This window comes from Pseudomonadota bacterium (assembly GCA_016927275.1).
In the GTDB taxonomy this organism is placed as follows: Bacteria; UBA10199; UBA10199; order 2-02-FULL-44-16; family JAAZCA01; genus JAFGMW01.
The window spans coordinates 1-17,715 of record JAFGMW010000045.1 but is presented as its reverse complement, the minus strand read 5'-3'; the positions used below and the strand labels follow the sequence as shown (position 1 = coordinate 17,715).

Below are 17,715 nucleotides of genomic sequence, written 5' to 3'. Positions count from 1 at the left end.
ACAAAAGCTATAATCGAGTATCCCCGCTAAGCGGGGATACAAGCAACCTTAATCGTCAGAACAACGTGACAACGTGGTGCTCCCTGCCTGCCGGCAGGCAGGTCCCAGTCCCGGTTCGGCGTCATTTTCCGAAGGAAAATACGGGCCGAACCGAGGACCCTCGGCGCCGCAGATGATTTTTGCGCTGCAAAAATCATGCGGGCGCCGGGGCTGAGCTAGTGCCCCACCAACCCCACATCGGGATTTGGCGAAAAGACTGTTTGTCAAACCGCGGATTCTCTGCGCCCCCGGTAGGAATCGAACCTACGCACCCAGCTCCGGAGGCTGGCGCTCTATCCACTGAGCTACGGGGGCTTGTTGTCAATACAAACCGATTCTTGAGACCCTTCGCTGCGCTCAGGGTCCTCGACGCCGCAGATGATTTTTTCTGCAAAAAAATCATGCGGACGTCGGGACCTGCGACCCACCGTTTTCAATCTACCAATGATTTTTGCGCCCCCTGTGGGCGTTACAGGATTTGCCCACTCCGTAAGCACTCGCCGATATGAACCAAGGTCATCGGCTCGTACTCCGTGGAGCCGCCGCCGTCCCATAAACCAAAAGCGGGATCCGCATCCGTAATCACAGCGTCTGCACACTTCGCAGCCGCTGTTCAACGGCTGCGTATAATCGCCGCGTGCATTTCCATGCCCGCTGCTCAACGTCGGCGTCAACCTGTGACCCATGCTGTAAATTTCAAATGAATCCTTCGCCGCTCAGTGGGCGTTACAGGATTTGAACCTGTGACCCCTGCCGTGTGAAGACAGTGCTCTCCCGCTGAGCTAAACGCCCTCTCGGCGGCGAAGGATTCATTTGTCAAATAGAGGCCTTTCGCTGCGCTCGGGGTCCTCGACGTCGCAGATGATTTTTGCGCTGCAAAAATCATGCGGGCGCCGGGGCTAAACGCCCGAAATCAAAAGTGGGGCGGGAACCTAGCCCAACGCCTGTTTAATTACAAGGGCAAAATAGCCAAATAATTCATACGATTAGACATCTAAAGGCGATCGCCCTGCGCAAGCTCCCCTTCACCGAACAGCCTGATCGTCCCGTACTCCCCGTCGTATCCCGCCTCGCGGAAGACCTCACCCCTGCGGAGCCTCGCCATTGCCTCGGCCAGCGGCGGCCACTCGCGGCCGATCTCCTCCGTCGGGACCTCGGTCAGTATCGCCAGCTCGCTCCCCAGTTTCTCAAGCAGCGTTTCGCAGCGCGCCAGGACGCCCTTGGTGGCCGGCCCCCGCCCCATGATCTCGGAGACGATCTCGCAGAGCGGGACTAGGCTTTTCACCTCGCCTGCGGTGGCGGGAGGCTGCGAACCCGCCGGCCTGTCCGCGAGCTCCTCCACCCTGTGCAGGACCCCCACGGTGAGCGGCCGCGAGCACACGGGACAGATGCCTTTCAGGCGCCTTGTCTCCGCGGGGGTGAGCCTGACCCCGCATCCTCTGTGGCCGTCCGCGTGGTACTTCCCCTCCTCGGGGAAGAACTCGACCGCGCCGACGTAGCCCTCCCCCTCCTTCAGGGCGCGCATGATCCCGCCGTAGGAGGACTCGCAGTCGAAGATCGAGGCCTCCCGGCCCAGCTTCTGCGGCGAGTGCGCATCGGAGTTCGAGACGAGCCTGAACCTGTCGAGAGAAGAGACGCGCCAATTCATCGCAGGGTCCGACGACAGCCCGGTCTCCACGGCGAATATGTGGCCCGCAAGATCGGCGTAGCACTCGTCTATGGAGTCGAAGCCCGACTTCGATCCCAGGGCCGAGAACCACGGCGTCCAGATGTGGGCCGGGACGAGGAACGACCCGGGATCGCTCTCCAGCACGATCTCGAGCAGGTCGCGAGAGTCGAGCCCCAGGATCGGCCTGCCGTCGGACGAGATGTTCCCTATCCTCCCCAAGGCCCGGGATATCTTCTCCGCAGCCTCGAACGAAGGCACGCAGATCACGTGGTGGACCTTTCTCACCGCATCGCCCTTCTTGTAGATGGTCGAGATCTCCACCGAGAGGATGAACCTCACACCGGAGTCGTCGCCGCGCAAGGTGAAGAGCCCGCTCCCGTCGCCTGAGAGCTTCCGCCTGATTTCTCCAAACCACGCCGGATGCGTGAAGTCGCCCGTGCCCACCACCGCGATCCCCTTCCTGCCGGCCCAGAGGGCCAGGTTTTCGAGATCGCAGTTGCGCGCGGTCGCGCGCGAGTATTTCGAGTGCACGTGGATGTCCGCGTAGAACCTCAACCTATCTCCCTGCCCGCGCTGAACGCCTGCGCGATCGCGGCCCCCACCGAGCGATAGAGCTTCTCCGGCGAGACTGTGTAGACGAAGGTCTTCATCTTGTCGATGTCGGGCCTGCCGGCGGTGAGGCACGACTCCGAGACGTGCCCCTCCTCCATCTTCCCGATGACCAGCACGTGGCTCCCCAGGTTCTCCGTCTTGTGCACGCTGCACTCCACGCTTGCGGGGCACTGCGCGATCATCGGCGCCGTGCCGAGCTTCCCGTAGAAGACCTCGAAGCCGCACTTCGCCGCCTTGTCCACCTTCGCGCCGGAGGCCATGCCGCAGAAATCGGTCTCCTTCACGATCGACTCGGTCGGCACGTTGAGCGAGAAGGTCCTGTTCTGCCTCATGCCGATGAGGGTGTAGCGGCTGTGCCTGATCGCCACCGCGATCATCGGGGGGTCGCCGCAGGCCACCCCGCTCCAGGCCACGGTGATGAAGTTGGGCTTTTTGTAGACGTTCGCCCCCACGATGAGCACCGGCATGGCCGGCGCGCAGTAGATGACCCCCTCTTTGCCGGTCGCGATCTTCTTCTCGCCCATTTCCCCTCCCCCTTTGAGCGGCAGAGTGTACGCATGGCGGCGATAAGTGCAACGCCCGCGTGCCCGTGCTCAAAAACCCTTGTCATGTGCGCAGTTGGATGATAGATCGCCTCTCCCCTATGCACCGATTTCACGAGAGGATCCATTTCAGGGAGATCGGCTCCACCCACTCCTACGCCATGTCCAGGGGGGCGGAGCTCCCGGACCGGATGATCGTGACCGCCGATTTCCAGCGAGAGGGACGGGGCAGGCGCGGGAGGGTCTGGTCTGCGCCCATCGATTCGTCCCTGCTCTTCTCCATCGTGCTCAAGCCCGGATTCCCCCCGGCGACCGCCCCGCTCACGGGGCACATGCTCGCCGCCTCGATCTCAGCGGCGCTCGAGGATGCGGGCGTCCCCGCCTACATACGCTGGCCGAACGACGTGATGGCGGGCAAAGCCAAGATAGCGGGGGTGCTCGCGGAGGCGAGCGTCACCGGCGAAAGGCTCGACTTCGTGGTGGTGAGCGCCGGGATCAACGTGAACCAGGACAGGGCGGCCCTGGCACACATCGAACGGCCGGCCACATCGCTGCTCATCGAGACCGGGAGGCCCCGCGAACCCATGGAGCTCATGCAGCCTTTGCTTTCGCGCTTCGGCGCGCTCTACGACTCCCTCAGGGCGGGAGGCGCCGCGGCGGTGGCGAAGGAGTGGCAGGGGCGATGCTGCCTGACAGGCGAGAGGGTGGCCCTTGACCTGGGCTCGAGGATCGTGGAGGGAGTCGTCAGGGGGTTCTCCGAGGACGGATCCATAATCATCGAGGAGGGGCCGGGGCGCGTGAGCTCCCACTCATCCGGAGAGGTGATCCGCCTGGCCTGCGGGCCGGAAAGGACCTGAGATGATCCGCGACGGGCTTCAGATAATGGTCATAGGCATGGGGGTGGTTTTTCTGATCCTCGCGATGCTGGTCGGTGCGACCGCGCTCACCACATGGATCATAAAGGCGGGGGGCTGGGACAGGCCGGCCGCGCCGGGCGAGCAGCGGTCCCCGGGCGCAGGGGCGGTCGCAGCGGCCATCTCTGCCGCCGTAGCGAGGTTCCGCGGCGAAAGGAAGGGGCAATGACAGAGCACCGCAGGATCGGCATAACGGAGGTCGTGCTGCGCGACGCGCACCAGTCGCTCCTGGCCACGCGCATGCGCACCCGCGACATGCTCGCGATCGCCAAGAAACTCGACTCGGTCGGCTACTGGTCGATCGAGTGCTGGGGCGGGGCCACCTTCGACTCCTGCATCAGGTTCCTGCGCGAGGACCCGTGGGAGCGGATCCGCGAGCTCAGGAAGGCGATGCCGAACACCAGGCTGCAGATGCTGCTCCGCGGCCAGAACCTGCTGGGCTACCGCAATTACGCCGACGACGTGGTCGACGCCTTCGTCGAGAGAGCGGCGGCCAACGGCGTCGACATCTTCAGGGTCTTCGACGCGCTCAACGACGTGCGCAACCTCGAGCGCGCGGTCACCGCGGTGAAGGCGGCCGGCAAGCACGCGCAGGGGACCATATCGTACACCGTCAGCCCGTTCCACACGAACGAAGGCTTCATCGAGAACGCGATCTCCCTAGAGGGAATGGGGTGCGACTCGATCTGCATAAAGGACATGGCGGGGCTGCTCTCCCCGACCGAAGGATTCAACCTCGTGGCCGGGATGAAGGCGAACGTGCGCATCCCAGTCTCGGTGCACAGCCACGCGACCACCGGCATGGCCACGACCACGCTCGTCAAGGCGATAGAGGCGGGCTGCGACATGGTGGACACCGCCATATCGTCGCTCTCGCTCGGGACTTCCCATCCCCCCACCGAGACCATCGTCGCCATGCTCTCGCGCACGCCGTACGACACCGGCCTCAACCTCGACCTTCTCGCCGAGATAGCGGAGCACTTCCGCGGCATCAGGCAGAACTACTCGGAGTTCGAGAGCTCCTTCGCGTCGGCGGACGCCCGCATACTCACGAGCCAGATACCGGGCGGCATGCTCTCCAACCTGGAGAGCCAGCTCAGGCAGCAGAAGGCCCTGGACAAGATCGACGAGGTGATGCGCGAGATACCGAAGGTGAGAAAGGAGCTGGGCTACCCGCCGCTGGTCACCCCCACCTCGCAGATAGTGGGCACCCAGGCGGTGCTCAACGTCCTGCAGGGCGAGCGCTACGCCACGATCACCGCGGAGACAAAGGCGCTCCTCGCCGGCCGCTACGGCCGGACCCCCGCGCCCGTGGACCGGGAGATACAGCGCAAGGCGCTGGGCCGAGAGGAGCCTATAGAGGCGAGGCCCGCGGACCTCATCGAGCCCGAGCTTGAGAGGCTCAAGAAAGAGATCGGCCCCAAGGCAAAATCGCTGGAGGACGTGCTCACCTACGCCCTCTTCCCCAAGGTGGCCCCGGGATTCTTCGAGGCGCGGGAGAAGGGGGTCGCGCCCGCCGAGGAGAAAAGCGACGCGACGAACCCCTCCGCGGGGCCCGAGGCGAGGGCCGCCTCGTCCGCCATGTACACCGTGGTCGTGGACGGCGTCCCCTACAACGTGGCGGTCCACGACGGCGAGTCGATCGGCCCATCGGAGATGAGGATCGCGAAGACCCATCTGCAGACCGAGGGGGTCCCGCAGGAGCAGGGCGTGGAGGTGGTGAGCGCGCCGCTCGCGGGCCGCGTGCTGAGGATCGTGAGGCAGCCGGGGAGCCGCGTCGAGGCGGGCGAGACGGTGATGGTCATCGAGGCGATGAAGATGGAGACCGAGATCAAGGCCTCCGAATCGGGCTCGGTGCACCGCCACTTCGTGAGCGAGGGGGTCGAGTTCGCGCAGGGCCAGCCGCTCTACGCGCTCAGGAGACAGGGGAGAGAATGAAAAAGACGATCCTCGCAGCTGTGTTCGCGGCGTTCATCCTCGCGGCGTTCGCGCCACCGGCGCACGCCCAGGGCGCAAGGTCCCCCGGAGAGAGGCTGGCCGGCTTCGGACAGCTGATAGGGAGCCTCGCCCGCACCACCGGCATCTACCAGTTCATATACCGCAGAAGCGGCGACCCTGAGCCGGCCACGATGCTGCTGCCGCACGTCGACGAGGACTACGAAACCGCGGCCGGATGGATGAAGCTCGTGATGATAGTCATAGGCGGGATCCTTCTATACCTCGCGATAGTGAAGAGGTTCGAGCCGCTCCTGCTCGTGCCCATAGGCTTCGGCGCGATCCTCACCAACATACCCATGGGCGGCATCGCGCAGGAGGGGGGGTTGCTCAAGTACTTCTTCGACATCGGCATCGCCACCGAGGTCTGCCCCCTGCTCATCTTCATGGGCATCGGCGCGCTGACCGACTTCGGCCCGCTGATCGCGAACCCCAAGACCGCGCTGCTGGGCGCCGCAGCGCAGTTCGGCGTGTTCGCAACGGTGCTCGGCGCGCTGCTGCTCACGAGGTTCGCGGGGTTCGCCTTCACGCTGCGCGACGCCTGCTCGATCGGCATAATAGGCGGCGCGGACGGCCCGACATCCATATTCCTATCGAGCCAGCTGTCGCCCAACCTCATGGGGGCGATCGCGGTGGCCGCCTACTCCTACATGGCGCTCGTGCCGCTGATACAGCCGCCCATCATGAGGGCGCTCACCACGAGGGAGGAGCGGCGCACGGTGATGGAGCAGCTCAGGCCGGTCTCGAAGATGGAGAGGATCATCTTCCCCCTCGCGCTTCTGCTCCTCTGCATACTCTTTCTGCCGACCGCGGCGCCGCTGATCGGGATGCTCGCCCTGGGAAACCTCATGCGCGAGTCGGGCGTGGTTGAGAGGCTGTCCAAGACCGCGCAGAACGAGCTCATCAACATCGTCACCATCGTGCTGGGGCTGGGGATAGCGACCAAGCTCTCCGCCGAGAAGTTCCTGCGGGTCGAGACCCTGGGCATCATCGCGCTCGGGCTCTTCGCCTTCGGGATATCGACCGCCGCGGGGGTGATGCTGGGCAAGCTCATGTACCGCCTCACCGGGGGCAAGGTGAACCCGCTCATCGGGGCTGCGGGGGTGTCCGCGGTCCCAATGGCCGCGCGTGTCGCCGCGGTCGAGGGCCAGCGCGAGAACCCGAACAACTACCTGCTCATGCACGCGATGGGGCCGAACGTGGCGGGGGTCATAGGCACCGCGGTGGCGGCGGGAGTCCTGCTCGCGATCTTCCGTTAGGTCCGTACCAGCGCACGCTCGCGTGGACCGCGAGGGCTGCGGCGACCGCCTTCACGACATCGGCGAAAATGAACGGATAGAGACCCATTGCGAGGGCCGCGCCCCAGCCAGCGCCGGTCGCCGCCTTGAGCCAGATCAGCCCCGGCGCGTAGATCGCCAGCGCCGCTGCGATGAAGAGCGCGCACCTGGCCGCGATTCCGAGCGTGCGACGCCCGGCGAATCCGGCGACTGCGGCAGCGGCGACGAACCCCGCAAGATACCCCCCGGTAACGCCCAGGCCCGCGCCTGCGAAGAACGGGGCCCCGGCGAGGCCGAGCGCCAGATACCAGCCTGCCATCTGCAACGCGTATCGCCACCCGAGCATGCCCGCGCACGCGAGCAGCGCGAAGGTCTGCAGGGTGGCGGGGACGGGGGATCCCGGCACCGGGAACCTGACGAGCGCGGAGAAGCCGACCAGTACCGCGCAGGCCAGCGAGAGCGTTGACCTGACGAGGGCGTCCCTCGGGATTGCGGATGCGAGTGCAGGGCTGTTCAGCAAGACGGACCTCCGATGCGATAGGAGTGCGGAGTTCAGATTATGGCGAGCTCTTTGTCAAGGCGTGGAAGCGATGCCTCCGACTAGGGCATCGCCGCGGCCGGCCTGAAGATGGCGGCCACCGGAGGCGGCTGCATCCCGAAGAAGACCCCGAACCCCGAGGCGATCAGCGGATCGAAGGCAGGCCGCGGTCTCGAGACCTGCCGCACGAGCGGGATCACGTTGTGCATCTCATCCCTCGCCTCGCGCGCCGCGAGGAACTGCTCCATCCTTGCGAATCGCCTGGATGTGAAGGCGAGCTCCTCAGCCTTGCCTCGGGCCATGGCGCTGTCGCTGCTGCGCAGGGCCTTGTAGAGCAGATACTCGCTGATGCCGTTCTCGAAGGTGTCGGGGAAACCCAGGGCTGCTTTGAGCCTCGCGCGCTCACCGGGCCTCAGGTTCTCGTTTCTATCCACCACGAGTCTGGCCCACCTGTTCCAGGTGTCGCGCAGGAAATAGGTATAATCAAAACCGTTCCCGGTGATCTTCATATTCGCATAACTCCTTAATAAGGGACTTTATATTAACACACCCAACTATCCTGTTTCTATAGTCTTTTATTTTTTTATTTGAAGCGGTTCGAAAACGGGGGATGAGGGAAGATATTGGCCAAGGATTACAACGGTTTGAATTTTGCCGATCTGTTATACGGCACGGCCGTAGATCTTTGTGATCCGGGCAAGGTAATCTGCCGTCTCATCGGTCAGCTGCCCCGCAGTGAGCCTCCAGCGCCAGTTGCCGTCCACGGTCGCGGGCTGGTTCATGCGGCACTCGGCGCCCAGCCCAAGCACGTCCTGCATCGGGATTATCACGGTGTCCGCCACGGACATCATCGCGAGCCTGATCATCTCGCCGCTGACCGCCGCCTCGGAGACCTTGCGGCCAGCGTAGGCCTCGAAGCGCTTCCTCTCCTCCGGCTGCGCCTCGCCGGCGAACCACCCCCTTGAGGTGTTGTTGTCGTGCGTGCCGGTGTAGACCACGCAGTTGCGCTCGTAGTTGTGGGGCAGATACGGGTGCTCCGGGTTGTCCTCGTTGAAGGCGAACAGCAGGACCTTCATGCCGGGGAAACCGAGCCTGTTCATCGCGGCCTTCACGTCCGGGGTGATGAGCCCCAGGTCCTCGGCCAGGATCGGCAGCTCGTGGAAGCGCTTCTTCAGCATGCCGAAGAATTCGTCGGTCGGGACCTCGACCCACCTGCCGCCGACCGCGGTCTGGTGACTCGCCGGCACCTCCCAGTACGCGACCAGCCCCCTGAAGTGGTCGATGCGCGCCACGTCGAAGAGCTTGAGGTTGTGGGACATCCTCTTCACCCACCAGTCGAAGCCGGTCTGCTCGAGCATGTCCCAGTTGTAGACCGGGTTGCCCCACAGCTGGCCGGTCTTGGAAAAGTAGTCGGGCGGCACGCCCGCAACCGCCGCCGGCCTCTTGTCGCGGTCCAGCTTGAAGAAAACCGGGTGGCTCCACACGTCGGCGCTGTCGTAGTTCACGTAGATGGGGATGTCGCCGATGACCTTCACGCCCTTCGTCCCGCAGTATTCCTTGAGCGCCGAGTACTGCCTTTGGAAGAGGAACTGCAAGAAGCGCTCCCTGTCGACCTCGACCGCAAGCTCCTCGCGGGCCGCGGCGAGGCACGCGGGCTCGCGGTCGCGCAGCTCCGCCGGCCAGTCGCTCCATGCCCTGCCCTCCATCCTGCGCTTGATCACGATGAAGAGCGCGTAGTCGTCCAGCCACGACGCATGCTCCGCGCAGAACTTCTCGAACTCGTAGACGCGCCTGCCGCCTGCCCTGAAGCTCTCATAGGCCCTGCACAGGAGACTCCCCTTGTATTCCCCCGCCCTCTCGTACTCGCTAACACCCTCCCTGAACCGGGGCCTCTCAGCCAAGTCCGACTCCGAAAGCAGGCCTTCCTTGACCAGCATCTCGGGGCTCACCATGCACGCGTTGCCGGCGAAGGCGGAGGCGCTGCTGTAGGGGGAGTTTGCGCAGATCGGATCGGTGGGGTTGAGCGGGAGCACCTGCCAGAAGCGCTGGCCGGTCCTCTCCAGGAAGTCGACGAACCCGTAGGCCGCAGGGCCCAGGTCGCCCACGCCGAAGATCGAAGGGAGCGAGGTTATGTGGAGGAGCACGCCGCTCGAACGGTTCGTCATATGAAGTTCCCTATATATGAATCGACGGGCGCAGTCGAGGCCCGAACGACTCATCTCCTGATATAGGCCATGACCAGCGGCGTCAGGAAGAAGATGTTGGTCCCCCATCGCGGGTGAAAAAAGGACAGCATCAGGGCGATTGCCGCGATGGTCGGGACCACCAGCGTATAACGATTGTAGGCCCTCACGATCGCGGGATCGATCTCCCTGTCGACAAGCCTGTGTCCCTTTGTCGCGTACCTCCAGTGGAACCAGTAGATCAGGCCCGCTGCCAGCATGTTGGCCTCGAATATCAGGGCCGCGATCCTCACGTTTCCGTAATCGCCCATGAGAGATGTGGAGAAAGGTATCAGGCAGACGAAGAGCAGGCCGCCCATGTTTATCCAGAGGAGCCCGCGGTCGGAGCGCCTGATGAAGTGGAACTGCTGGTGGTTCTTGGTCCAGAAGACCGCGAGTATGATGAAGCTCTGCACGTAGTGATTGAAGTGCGGCCAGAGCGATCTGAGCGCCCCCCAGAGCCTCTCGTGAGATATGGCATCCCTCGGCTCGGTGATGTCGAAGTTGAGAACGAGCAGGGTCATCGCTATGGCGAAGACGCCGTCGGTCAGCGCCTCGATGCGCGATGTGGACAGGGTGAGCTTGAGCGACCTTTCACTCGTGTCTCCCATTCTTCACCTCAGAACGTGTAGAGGAATAACCCGCTTATGAGCTTGGGCGCGAACCACGTGGACTTGGGCGGCATTATCCCGTTCTGGTCCGAGAGCTTCATGATGTCGGCCATGGTGACGTCGGCCAGCGGCCTCTTGTCGGCCGGCCCGTCCCACTCGTAGCGGAACACCCTCACCTCGTCGTCGGGGAAGACCGCGGCCGGGAAGAAATTATACGCCTCCCCGCCGGTGTGCCCCGGGTTGTCGCGCCTCATCCACTGCATGGTGCGGCAGCCGGTCTCGCTGCGGTGGTGGCCGTCCGCTATGTAGAGGGCCGGCAGGCGCGAGAACGCGGCCACGATCCCCTGCGGGTCGTTCGCGCGCCAGAGCGTGTGGCGCACGCCCTGGTATTTCACGTCGAAGAGCGGCTCATCCCCCGCCTCCTTCGCGAGCAGCGCGCGTATCCCCTCGTCGGCCCTGTGCACGAGTATCACCGGCTCGGCGTGCGTGTGGAGCGCGCAGGCGAGCCTGGTGCGGTCCACGACCTTGGGCTCGCGGGTCTTCTCGTGCTTCTTGATCAGCCCCCTCTCGTACTCGTCGGCCGACACGCCGCAGACCACGCCGGTCTGGACGATCTCGCCCATGGCGAGCCTGTAGACGTAGATCGAGGCCCTGTCCCGGATGAGCGTACCGTCCTCGACGAACCGCTGCAGGTTTTCGATGCCCTTGGCATAGATGCGGTCGTCGTCCTCCATTGTCTCATCGGGAAGGTCTATCTCCGGCTTGGTGACGTGGAGCATGGAATAGGGGTTTCCTTTCGCGAGCTTACGCGCCTCGTCGCTGTCGATCACGTCGTAGGGGGGGCACACGACCCTGTCCGCAAGGTCCTTGCGGGGGATGAGCGCCTCGAAGGGAATAATTTTTGACATAACGCCTCCTCTAAATTAGTTTGCCCGGCAAGCCGCACTAACAGGAGAGGGAGGCTTATGTCAATGAAACGGGTCTACAATTTCAACGCAGGGCCGGCGGCCATGCCGCTGGAGGTCTTAAACTGGATGAAGGACGGGTTCATGGATTTCGGCGGCATGTCGATCCTGGAGATCAGCCACCGGTCCAAGGAGTTCCAGGCGGTGATCGACGAGGCCAGGGCCCTGCTCGCCGAACTCATGGGTGTTCCCGAAACCCACGACATCCTGCTCCTGCAGGGGGGCGCGGCGCAGCAGTTCGCCGTGGTGCCCATGAACCTCATGGACCGCACCGCCGACTACGCCATCACAGGCCACTGGTCGAAGCAGGCGCTCAAGGAGGCGCAGATCGTGGGCGAGCCCAAGGTGATATTCACCTCCGAGGGGGAGAACTTCACGAGGGTCCCCAGGGCCTCCGAGATAAAGCCCGGCCCCGACGCGAGCTACGTGCACATAACCACGAACAACACGATCTTCGGCACCGAGTACTACGAGTACCCGGACACCGGCAAGGTCCCCCTGGTCGCCGACATGTCCTCCGATATCCTCTCTCGCCGCATGGACATCTCTAAATTCGGCCTCCTGTACGCCGGCGCGCAGAAGAACCTGGGGCCCGCGGGGGTGACGGTCGTCGTGATCAGAAAGGACCTTCTCGAGCGCAGCCCGCGCAAGCTGCCGGTCATATTCCGCTACAAGACCCACTCGGAGAAGGGGTCGCTCTACAACACTCCGCCCGTCTTCTCCATCTACACGATGATGCTCTATCTGCGCTGGGTGAAGTCGATCGGCGGCGTGGATGAGATCGAGCGCCGCAACGTGAAGAAGGCGGAGATGCTCTACGACGCGATCGACCGCTGCGACCTCTACAAGGGCACGACCGAGAAGGCCAGCCGCTCGCGCATGAACGTGACCTACGTGCTGCCCAGCCAGGAGCTCACCGACAAGTTCGTGGCTGGGGCGAAGGAGAAGGGGATCGTAGGCATAAAGGGGCACCGCAGCGTGGGCGGCATACGCGCCTCGCTCTACAACGCGGTCAGCGAGGATGCGGTCCAGGCGCTCACCGGCTTCATGGACGAATTCAGGAGGAACGCATGACATACAAAGTTCTCTGCACGGACGGCCTCTCCAAGCGGGGCGTGGAGCGGCTCTCGAAGTTCGCCGGCGTCGAGACCGACTTCCGGCCGAAGCTCACGCACGAGGAGCTGCTCGACGCCATACCGGCCTTCGACGGGCTCATCGTCCGCAGCGCCTCCAAGGTGGGTTCCGACGTGATCGAGAGGGCGGGCAAGCTCAAGATCGTGGCGCGCGCGGGCGTGGGCGTGGACAACATCGACGTCAAGGCGGCGACCGAGCGGGGCATCCTCGTCGTGAACACGCCGGCGGGCAACACCACCGCCACCTGCGAGCTCACCTTCACCATGATGCTCTCCCTCGCGCGCCACGTGCCGCAGGCGGCGAAGCTCATGACCGAGGGGGTCTGGGAGAAGAAGAAGTTCATGGGCACCGAGCTCTCGCGCAAGACGCTCGGCATCGTCGGCATGGGCAGGATCGGCAAGGAGGTCGCACGCCGCGCAAAGGCGTTCGACATGAAAATCCTGGCCATGGACCCCTATCTCACCGACGACGCGTACGCGTCGCTGGGCGTCGAGAAGGCGGGCCTCGAGAGGATACTCAAGGAAGCGGACTACCTCACGGTGCATACGCCCCTCACCGACGAGACCAGGAACCTGATCGGGGCAAAGCAGTTCGCCATGATGAAGCCGACCGCTTACGTCGTCAACTGCGCGCGCGGCGGGATCATAAACGAGCGCGACCTGGCCGAGGCGCTCCGATCGAACACGATCGCGGGGGCGGCGCTGGACGTCTACACGAAGGAGCCTTACGAGGACACGATCTTCCGCGGCCTGGACAACGCGATCCTCACCCCGCACCTGGGCGCATCGACCCGCGAGGCCCAGGACGCGGTCGCCGTGGAGGCGGCGGAGGCGGTCGGGGGCTACCTCACGAAGGGGACGCGGATGAACGCGGTCAACCCCCAGGTCCCTGAACGAAGGGCCTGAGATGATAAAGAGCGATCAAGGCCTCGATTTTGGGGCCTTTTTTGCATCAACGATTTAGCTTGCCAGAGGGAGGTCCCATGGACTATCAACCCGCCCCCACAGGGAGGAATGAAGGGATTATGAAGAGACATCTCAAAACGCGGATGAACAGGAGGAACATGGCCGCGACGATGGTATTCGCGATCGCTCTCGCGGCCGCGGTCATAGCCACGAGCCCTGCCCACGGGAAGAAGGGCCAGGGCGAGGCCGGTCTCAAGAAGGTCGTGGCGATCGGCAACGTGGACATGGGGAACATGGGCTTCGACTCGGTGGGCCCCGGCGGCGTGGGCGACATGTTCCGCCAGAAGGCCAAGGCGGAGCTCGAGAAGACCGGGCGGTACGTGGTGGTGCTGCCCAAGTACGATGAGGGATCGGCGAAGGAGAAGGAGCCGGAGACGGTCAAGGTTCCCACCTCGGCCGCAGAGGCCCAGCGCTACATGGCGGAGATGATGGAGATGCAGAAGAAGTGGCAGAAGGATGCGGCGCGCAGCCGCGGCAAGTACGCCCACGAGCCGGTCTCGGCGCAGGGGCTCTTCAACTTCACGGCCAGCAAGGGCGGAAGCGGATTCGACACCGGCGGCATATTCAGCACCGCGGAGAGCTTCGGCGCTCCCTCGGGCATCGGACAGGCGGACTTCTCGACGAGCTCCATAAAGGTCGAGGTCAACTGCCTCATGCTCGATCCGCAGAGCGGACAGGTCCTGGACCAGAAGGCGGCAAAGGCCTCGACCACAAAGCTCACGAGGGTCAGCGGCGTGAGCTATTACACGATGGAGGACTCCTCGAACCCGGAGAGGGCCTTCGACAGGATGTTCACGAGGGCGCTCAAGAGCTGCGTCTCCTGGATCGACAAGAAGATGTCCGGCGAACCCTGGGAGGCCCAGGTCTTCAAGGCCAAGGGCCGCGAGCTCTACGTGAACGCCGGCAGAAACGCCGGACTCGCGGAGGGCATGACGCTGGACGCCTTCGCGCGCGGCGAGGTCTCGGGCGGCGGCATCAGCGTGGGCATGCAGGACGAAAAGACCGGCACGGTCGAGATATCAAAGGCCTTCGACGCCTACTCGATAGCGACGCCGGTCTCGGGCAGCGCGAGCAAGGGGTCGGTGCTCAAGCAGGCCTCCAACTAACCCTGGCCTAGTTCGACGGTTCGATATATAAAAGACGGCGGGCAGCGATGCCTGCCGTCTTTTTTTCGGGGGACAGCCAATGGCCGAGGAACGGGAAAAGGCTCCTGAAGAGACCTCTTTCACGGACAACCTCTCGGTGAAGAGCTTCCTCGGCCAGGGGGGCGTCGGCCGGGTCTTCTTGGGTTTCGAGCGCAACCTCGAGCGCGAGGTGGCGATCAAGGAGATCATCCCCGGGAAGCTCGCGGAGAACCGGGAGAAGAAGATCGCCCGCTTCGTGCGGGAGGCCCGTCTCGCGGGCCAGCTGCAGCACCCCGGCATCATACCGGTCTATTCCCTAGCGCGCAGGGAGGACGGCACCTACTACTACGTGATGAAGCGCGTGCAGGGCCGGACGCTCGCCGAGGCCATCAAGGACAGCGTCGGCATGAGCGAGGAGGAGTCGTTCGCCAGGCGCATGGCCCTGCTCGACAACGTGATAGCGGTCTGCGACGCCATGGGATACGCCCACTCCAGGGGCATCGTGCACCGCGACCTCAAGCCCTCCAACATAGTGATCGGGGAGTTCGGCGAGACCATCATCCTGGACTGGGGGCTGGCCAAGCGCGTGGACGAGCGCGAGGCGGAGGAGCCGGGCCAGATCTCCGGCGACCCCGAGATCGACGCGGACGCCAAGCTCACGAGGGACGGGGCCATAGTGGGCACTCCCGCCTACCTCGCGCCGGAGCAGATACTTCGCGACGCGGGGCCGGTCGATGCGCGCACCGACGTCTACACGCTCGGCGTGATGCTCTTCATGCTGCTGGCCGGCCGCAGGCCCTATCTCGGCGACACGAGGCAGGTTCTTTCTTCGATAGCGTCGCCCGATCCGTCGCCCTCCCCTGCCGAGCACTGCCGCTGCATACCGCCGGAGCTCGCCGCCATATGCCGCAAGGCGATGGCCAAGGAGAGGGCGGAGCGGTTCGCTGACGCGACCGAGCTCGCCCGGGAGCTGCGCGCCTACCGCGACGGCAGGCTCGTGAGCGTGTACGCATACTCTGCCGGCGAGCTCCTCCGCAGGTTCGTCTCCCGCAACAGGGCAGCGATCATGGCCGCGGCCGCGGTCGTGGCGGCGATCGTCGCGGGCGCCGCGTTCTCGCTCAACTTCGCGGTGGAGGCGCACAGGGCCAGACAGAAGGCGGTCGGCGCCCTGGTCGAGGTGACCAATCTCTCCGAGTCCTCCATGGAGCTGGCCAGGGAGAAGTCGGAGCTGGTCTACCGCTACTTCGAGAGGCTCGAGGACAACATGAACGGGGCGGCGTCGAGGCTGGCCGCCGCTGGAAGCGGCGACCGCGCCGGCATCCGCTCCGCGCTCGAGAGGGTGATGGGCCAGCATCCTGAGGCGGCCTCGTTCTACTTCATCTCGCCGCTGGGCGAGACAATCGGCGCGTTTCCCGGCGATCTCCCCCTCCCCGCGGAGGCGGCGACAAAGGAGATCGCGTACCTGAGGGGCCTCAGGGGGGAGGCCGAGGCGGCCGGCGAGGAGCTGGGGGTCCACACCCTTCCGTCGGGGCGAAAGGCGTTCTCGATGAGCGTGCCTGTGATGAAGGGAGGGTCGATGGCCGGGGGGCTCGTTGCCCTCATGTTCCCCGACACGGCGATACCGTTCATGCTCCAGTTCGACCCGAGGGAGAGCGAGTACCAGGTCTGGATCATGAAGGAGGACGGGCTTCTGGTCTACGACGAGGACCCGAGACAGGTCGGCCTCTACCTCTTCACCGACGAGATGTACCGGAGCTTCCCCGAGCTGCTCAAATTCGGAGAAAAGATAAAGGCGGACCCGTGGGGCGTGGGCCACTATTCGTTCCTCGAGCCGGACAACAGGACCACGGTGTACAAGGTCGCGGCGTGGGACACCCTGCGCTCCGACGGCACCGAGTGGAAGCTCGTGGTCACGCACCCGTACATATCGGAGTGAGATCGGCATGAAGAGGCTTCTCAAGATAAACGCCTACTGGCAGATCCTGGCGGCCCAGGCGGTGCTCATAATGCTCACCGCGTTCCTGGAGGAGTATTTCTTCTTTTACGTTCTGTTCGCGCTGGTCATGCTCGACATATTCTGGTGGGTCATCGCATCGGTCATAACCAGGCGCGGCCTGAGGCTTATAGCGGCTGCCGCAGGACTCTCGGCCACTGTGGCGGGCGGATTCGCCTATCATCCGAGCCTCGGAGAGTCTCCTCTTTTCCTGCTCTACCTCGTGAGTTCCTTCGGCTTCGCCCTCTTCGCGCTGATCGCCGTCATGGCGATGATCAAAGCGGTCTTCAGCTCGAAGCAGGTCACCGCGGACACGATCGTGGGGAGCATCTGCATATACGTGATGATCGGGATGATGTTCGCATTCATCTACGCCGGGATCACGGTCATCGACCCTGCTGCATTCAACATCGAGGGCGCGGGCGCAGGCTCCATAGAGCACCTGCGCGACTTCCTCTACTTCAGCTATGTGACCATGGCCACGATCGGCTTCGGCGACATCGTCCCCACCCTTCCCCTCACGAAGATGCTCACCGTGATCGAGGGGATGACCGGGCCCGTATACCTCGCCATCATGGTCGCGCGCCTGGTCGGCCTCCACATGGCGCAGTCAGGTGCCAAGAGGTCCTGATGCCATTCAGAGTTGTCATTGCGAGCGACCTGCCTGCGGCAGGCAGGTCCGTTCTCTCAATCTGGATCTGTGATCTGAGCTCGCAGTTGAACTGCGATGGTGAGGCGATGGTAAGGCGATGGAAAGACGATGATAATGCGATGATGAAGCGATTATTCATCGCTTCATCAACCCCCAGAGCATCTTGCTGATAGCGTCCAGGCGCGATTTGAGGGCGACTGCTTCAACCGGCGTAAGCAGCCTGAAGGCGCGCATGAGATCAAGACAGGCCCCGACCTCGGCGGTGCTGGCCCGGGCGATCTTGAAGAAGCGGCGGCGCTCAGCTGGGCTAAACTTTGCGTTGCCCTCGGCGATGTTGAGCGTGATCGAGGCCATCGCTCGGTTGAGCTGATCTGAGAGATAGCCGAAACCTCGCGGCCACTTGGCAACCTCTTTGCTGAGGTCCTCTGCCATTTCGACCGACTGCTTGTAGCAATTCAGCTTT

General features: G+C 64.0%; 17 protein-coding genes and 2 tRNA genes. 9 read left to right on the top strand and 10 right to left on the bottom strand.

Annotation, left to right across the window (positions count from 1 at the left end; translation table 11 throughout):
• Positions 1 to 282 precede the first annotated feature (282 nt).
• The 4 genes from JXA24_03085 to JXA24_03070 form a co-directional block, all read right to left on the bottom strand.
• Positions 283 to 354 (bottom strand) — tRNA-Arg (locus JXA24_03085).
• 405 nt (positions 355 to 759) lie between these two features.
• Positions 760 to 831: transfer RNA gene (locus JXA24_03080), tRNA-Val, on the bottom strand.
• A gap of 202 nt (positions 832 to 1,033) precedes the next feature.
• Complete coding sequence (locus JXA24_03075) at positions 1,034 to 2,263, bottom strand: hypothetical protein (protein ID MBN1282741.1); 1,230 nt, start codon at positions 2,261 to 2,263, stop codon at positions 1,034 to 1,036.
• Positions 2,260 to 2,787: a flavin reductase family protein gene (locus tag JXA24_03070; GenBank protein ID MBN1282740.1), complete on the bottom strand. Its 528-nt coding sequence runs from the start codon at positions 2,785 to 2,787 to the stop codon at positions 2,260 to 2,262. Before JXA24_03070 ends, JXA24_03075 begins: the two co-directional genes overlap by 4 nt.
• Positions 2,788 to 2,963: 176 nt before the next feature.
• Here JXA24_03070 and JXA24_03065 point away from each other — a divergent pair, with 176 nt between their 5' ends.
• The 4 genes from JXA24_03065 to JXA24_03050 all read left to right on the top strand — a co-directional run bounded on the left by JXA24_03065 (position 2,964) and on the right by JXA24_03050 (position 7,030).
• Positions 2,964 to 3,719, top strand: a complete 756-nt coding sequence (locus JXA24_03065) for a biotin--[acetyl-CoA-carboxylase] ligase (protein ID MBN1282739.1) — start codon at positions 2,964 to 2,966, stop codon at positions 3,717 to 3,719.
• Position 3,720: 1 nt separating this feature from the next.
• The gene (locus tag JXA24_03060; GenBank protein MBN1282738.1) at positions 3,721 to 3,945 is read left to right on the top strand and encodes an OadG family protein; all 225 of its coding nucleotides are present in this window, start codon (positions 3,721 to 3,723) and stop codon (positions 3,943 to 3,945) included.
• Positions 3,942 to 5,714 carry a sodium-extruding oxaloacetate decarboxylase subunit alpha gene (oadA, locus tag JXA24_03055; GenBank protein MBN1282737.1) on the top strand — a complete coding sequence of 591 codons (1,773 nt, stop codon included), beginning with the start codon at positions 3,942 to 3,944 and terminating at the stop codon, positions 5,712 to 5,714. Before JXA24_03060 ends, oadA begins: the two co-directional genes overlap by 4 nt.
• Before the next feature lie 191 nt (positions 5,715 to 5,905).
• Positions 5,906 to 7,030 carry a sodium ion-translocating decarboxylase subunit beta gene (locus JXA24_03050; GenBank protein ID MBN1282736.1) on the top strand — a complete coding sequence of 375 codons (1,125 nt, stop codon included), beginning with the start codon at positions 5,906 to 5,908 and terminating at the stop codon, positions 7,028 to 7,030.
• Here the strand turns inward: JXA24_03050 and JXA24_03045 are convergent.
• From JXA24_03045 to JXA24_03025, 5 genes are all read right to left on the bottom strand, one after another.
• Positions 6,981 to 7,568, bottom strand: a complete 588-nt coding sequence (locus tag JXA24_03045) for a biotin transporter BioY (protein ID MBN1282735.1) — start codon at positions 7,566 to 7,568, stop codon at positions 6,981 to 6,983. The two genes, JXA24_03050 and JXA24_03045, sit on opposite strands and share 50 nt — an antisense overlap.
• Positions 7,569 to 7,648: 80 nt before the next feature.
• On the bottom strand, positions 7,649 to 8,095 hold the full coding sequence (locus tag JXA24_03040; protein ID MBN1282734.1) for a hypothetical protein: 447 nt from the start codon (positions 8,093 to 8,095) through the stop codon (positions 7,649 to 7,651).
• A 153-nt stretch (positions 8,096 to 8,248) separates the two neighbouring features.
• On the bottom strand, positions 8,249 to 9,751 hold the full coding sequence (gene malQ, locus JXA24_03035) for a 4-alpha-glucanotransferase (GenBank protein MBN1282733.1): 1,503 nt from the start codon (positions 9,749 to 9,751) through the stop codon (positions 8,249 to 8,251).
• A gap of 50 nt (positions 9,752 to 9,801) precedes the next feature.
• Positions 9,802 to 10,419, bottom strand: a complete 618-nt coding sequence (locus JXA24_03030; protein MBN1282732.1) for a DUF1211 domain-containing protein — start codon at positions 10,417 to 10,419, stop codon at positions 9,802 to 9,804.
• An 8-nt stretch (positions 10,420 to 10,427) separates the two neighbouring features.
• Positions 10,428 to 11,327 carry a DUF1015 domain-containing protein gene (locus tag JXA24_03025; GenBank protein MBN1282731.1) on the bottom strand — a complete coding sequence of 300 codons (900 nt, stop codon included), beginning with the start codon at positions 11,325 to 11,327 and terminating at the stop codon, positions 10,428 to 10,430.
• Between the two features lie 57 nt (positions 11,328 to 11,384).
• Here JXA24_03025 and serC point away from each other — a divergent pair, with 57 nt between their 5' ends.
• The 5 genes from serC to JXA24_03000 all read left to right on the top strand — a co-directional run bounded on the left by serC (position 11,385) and on the right by JXA24_03000 (position 17,231).
• Positions 11,385 to 12,458, top strand: a complete 1,074-nt coding sequence (gene serC, locus JXA24_03020; GenBank protein MBN1282730.1) for a 3-phosphoserine/phosphohydroxythreonine transaminase — start codon at positions 11,385 to 11,387, stop codon at positions 12,456 to 12,458.
• Complete coding sequence (locus tag JXA24_03015; GenBank protein MBN1282729.1) at positions 12,455 to 13,423, top strand: phosphoglycerate dehydrogenase; 969 nt, start codon at positions 12,455 to 12,457, stop codon at positions 13,421 to 13,423. The genes serC and JXA24_03015 overlap by 4 nt, the downstream gene beginning before the upstream one ends.
• 119 nt (positions 13,424 to 13,542) lie before the next feature.
• On the top strand, positions 13,543 to 14,589 hold the full coding sequence (locus JXA24_03010) for a hypothetical protein (GenBank protein MBN1282728.1): 1,047 nt from the start codon (positions 13,543 to 13,545) through the stop codon (positions 14,587 to 14,589).
• A gap of 79 nt (positions 14,590 to 14,668) precedes the next feature.
• Positions 14,669 to 16,543, top strand: coding sequence for a protein kinase (locus tag JXA24_03005; GenBank protein MBN1282727.1), 1,875 nt, complete (start codon positions 14,669 to 14,671; stop codon positions 16,541 to 16,543).
• Between the two features lie 7 nt (positions 16,544 to 16,550).
• Positions 16,551 to 17,231: a two pore domain potassium channel family protein gene (locus JXA24_03000; GenBank protein ID MBN1282726.1), complete on the top strand. Its 681-nt coding sequence runs from the start codon at positions 16,551 to 16,553 to the stop codon at positions 17,229 to 17,231.
• A 156-nt stretch (positions 17,232 to 17,387) separates the two neighbouring features.
• Here JXA24_03000 and JXA24_02995 read toward each other — a convergent pair.
• Positions 17,388 to 17,715 (bottom strand): four helix bundle protein (locus tag JXA24_02995; protein MBN1282725.1); only part of this gene is annotated, 328 nt, incomplete at its 5' end.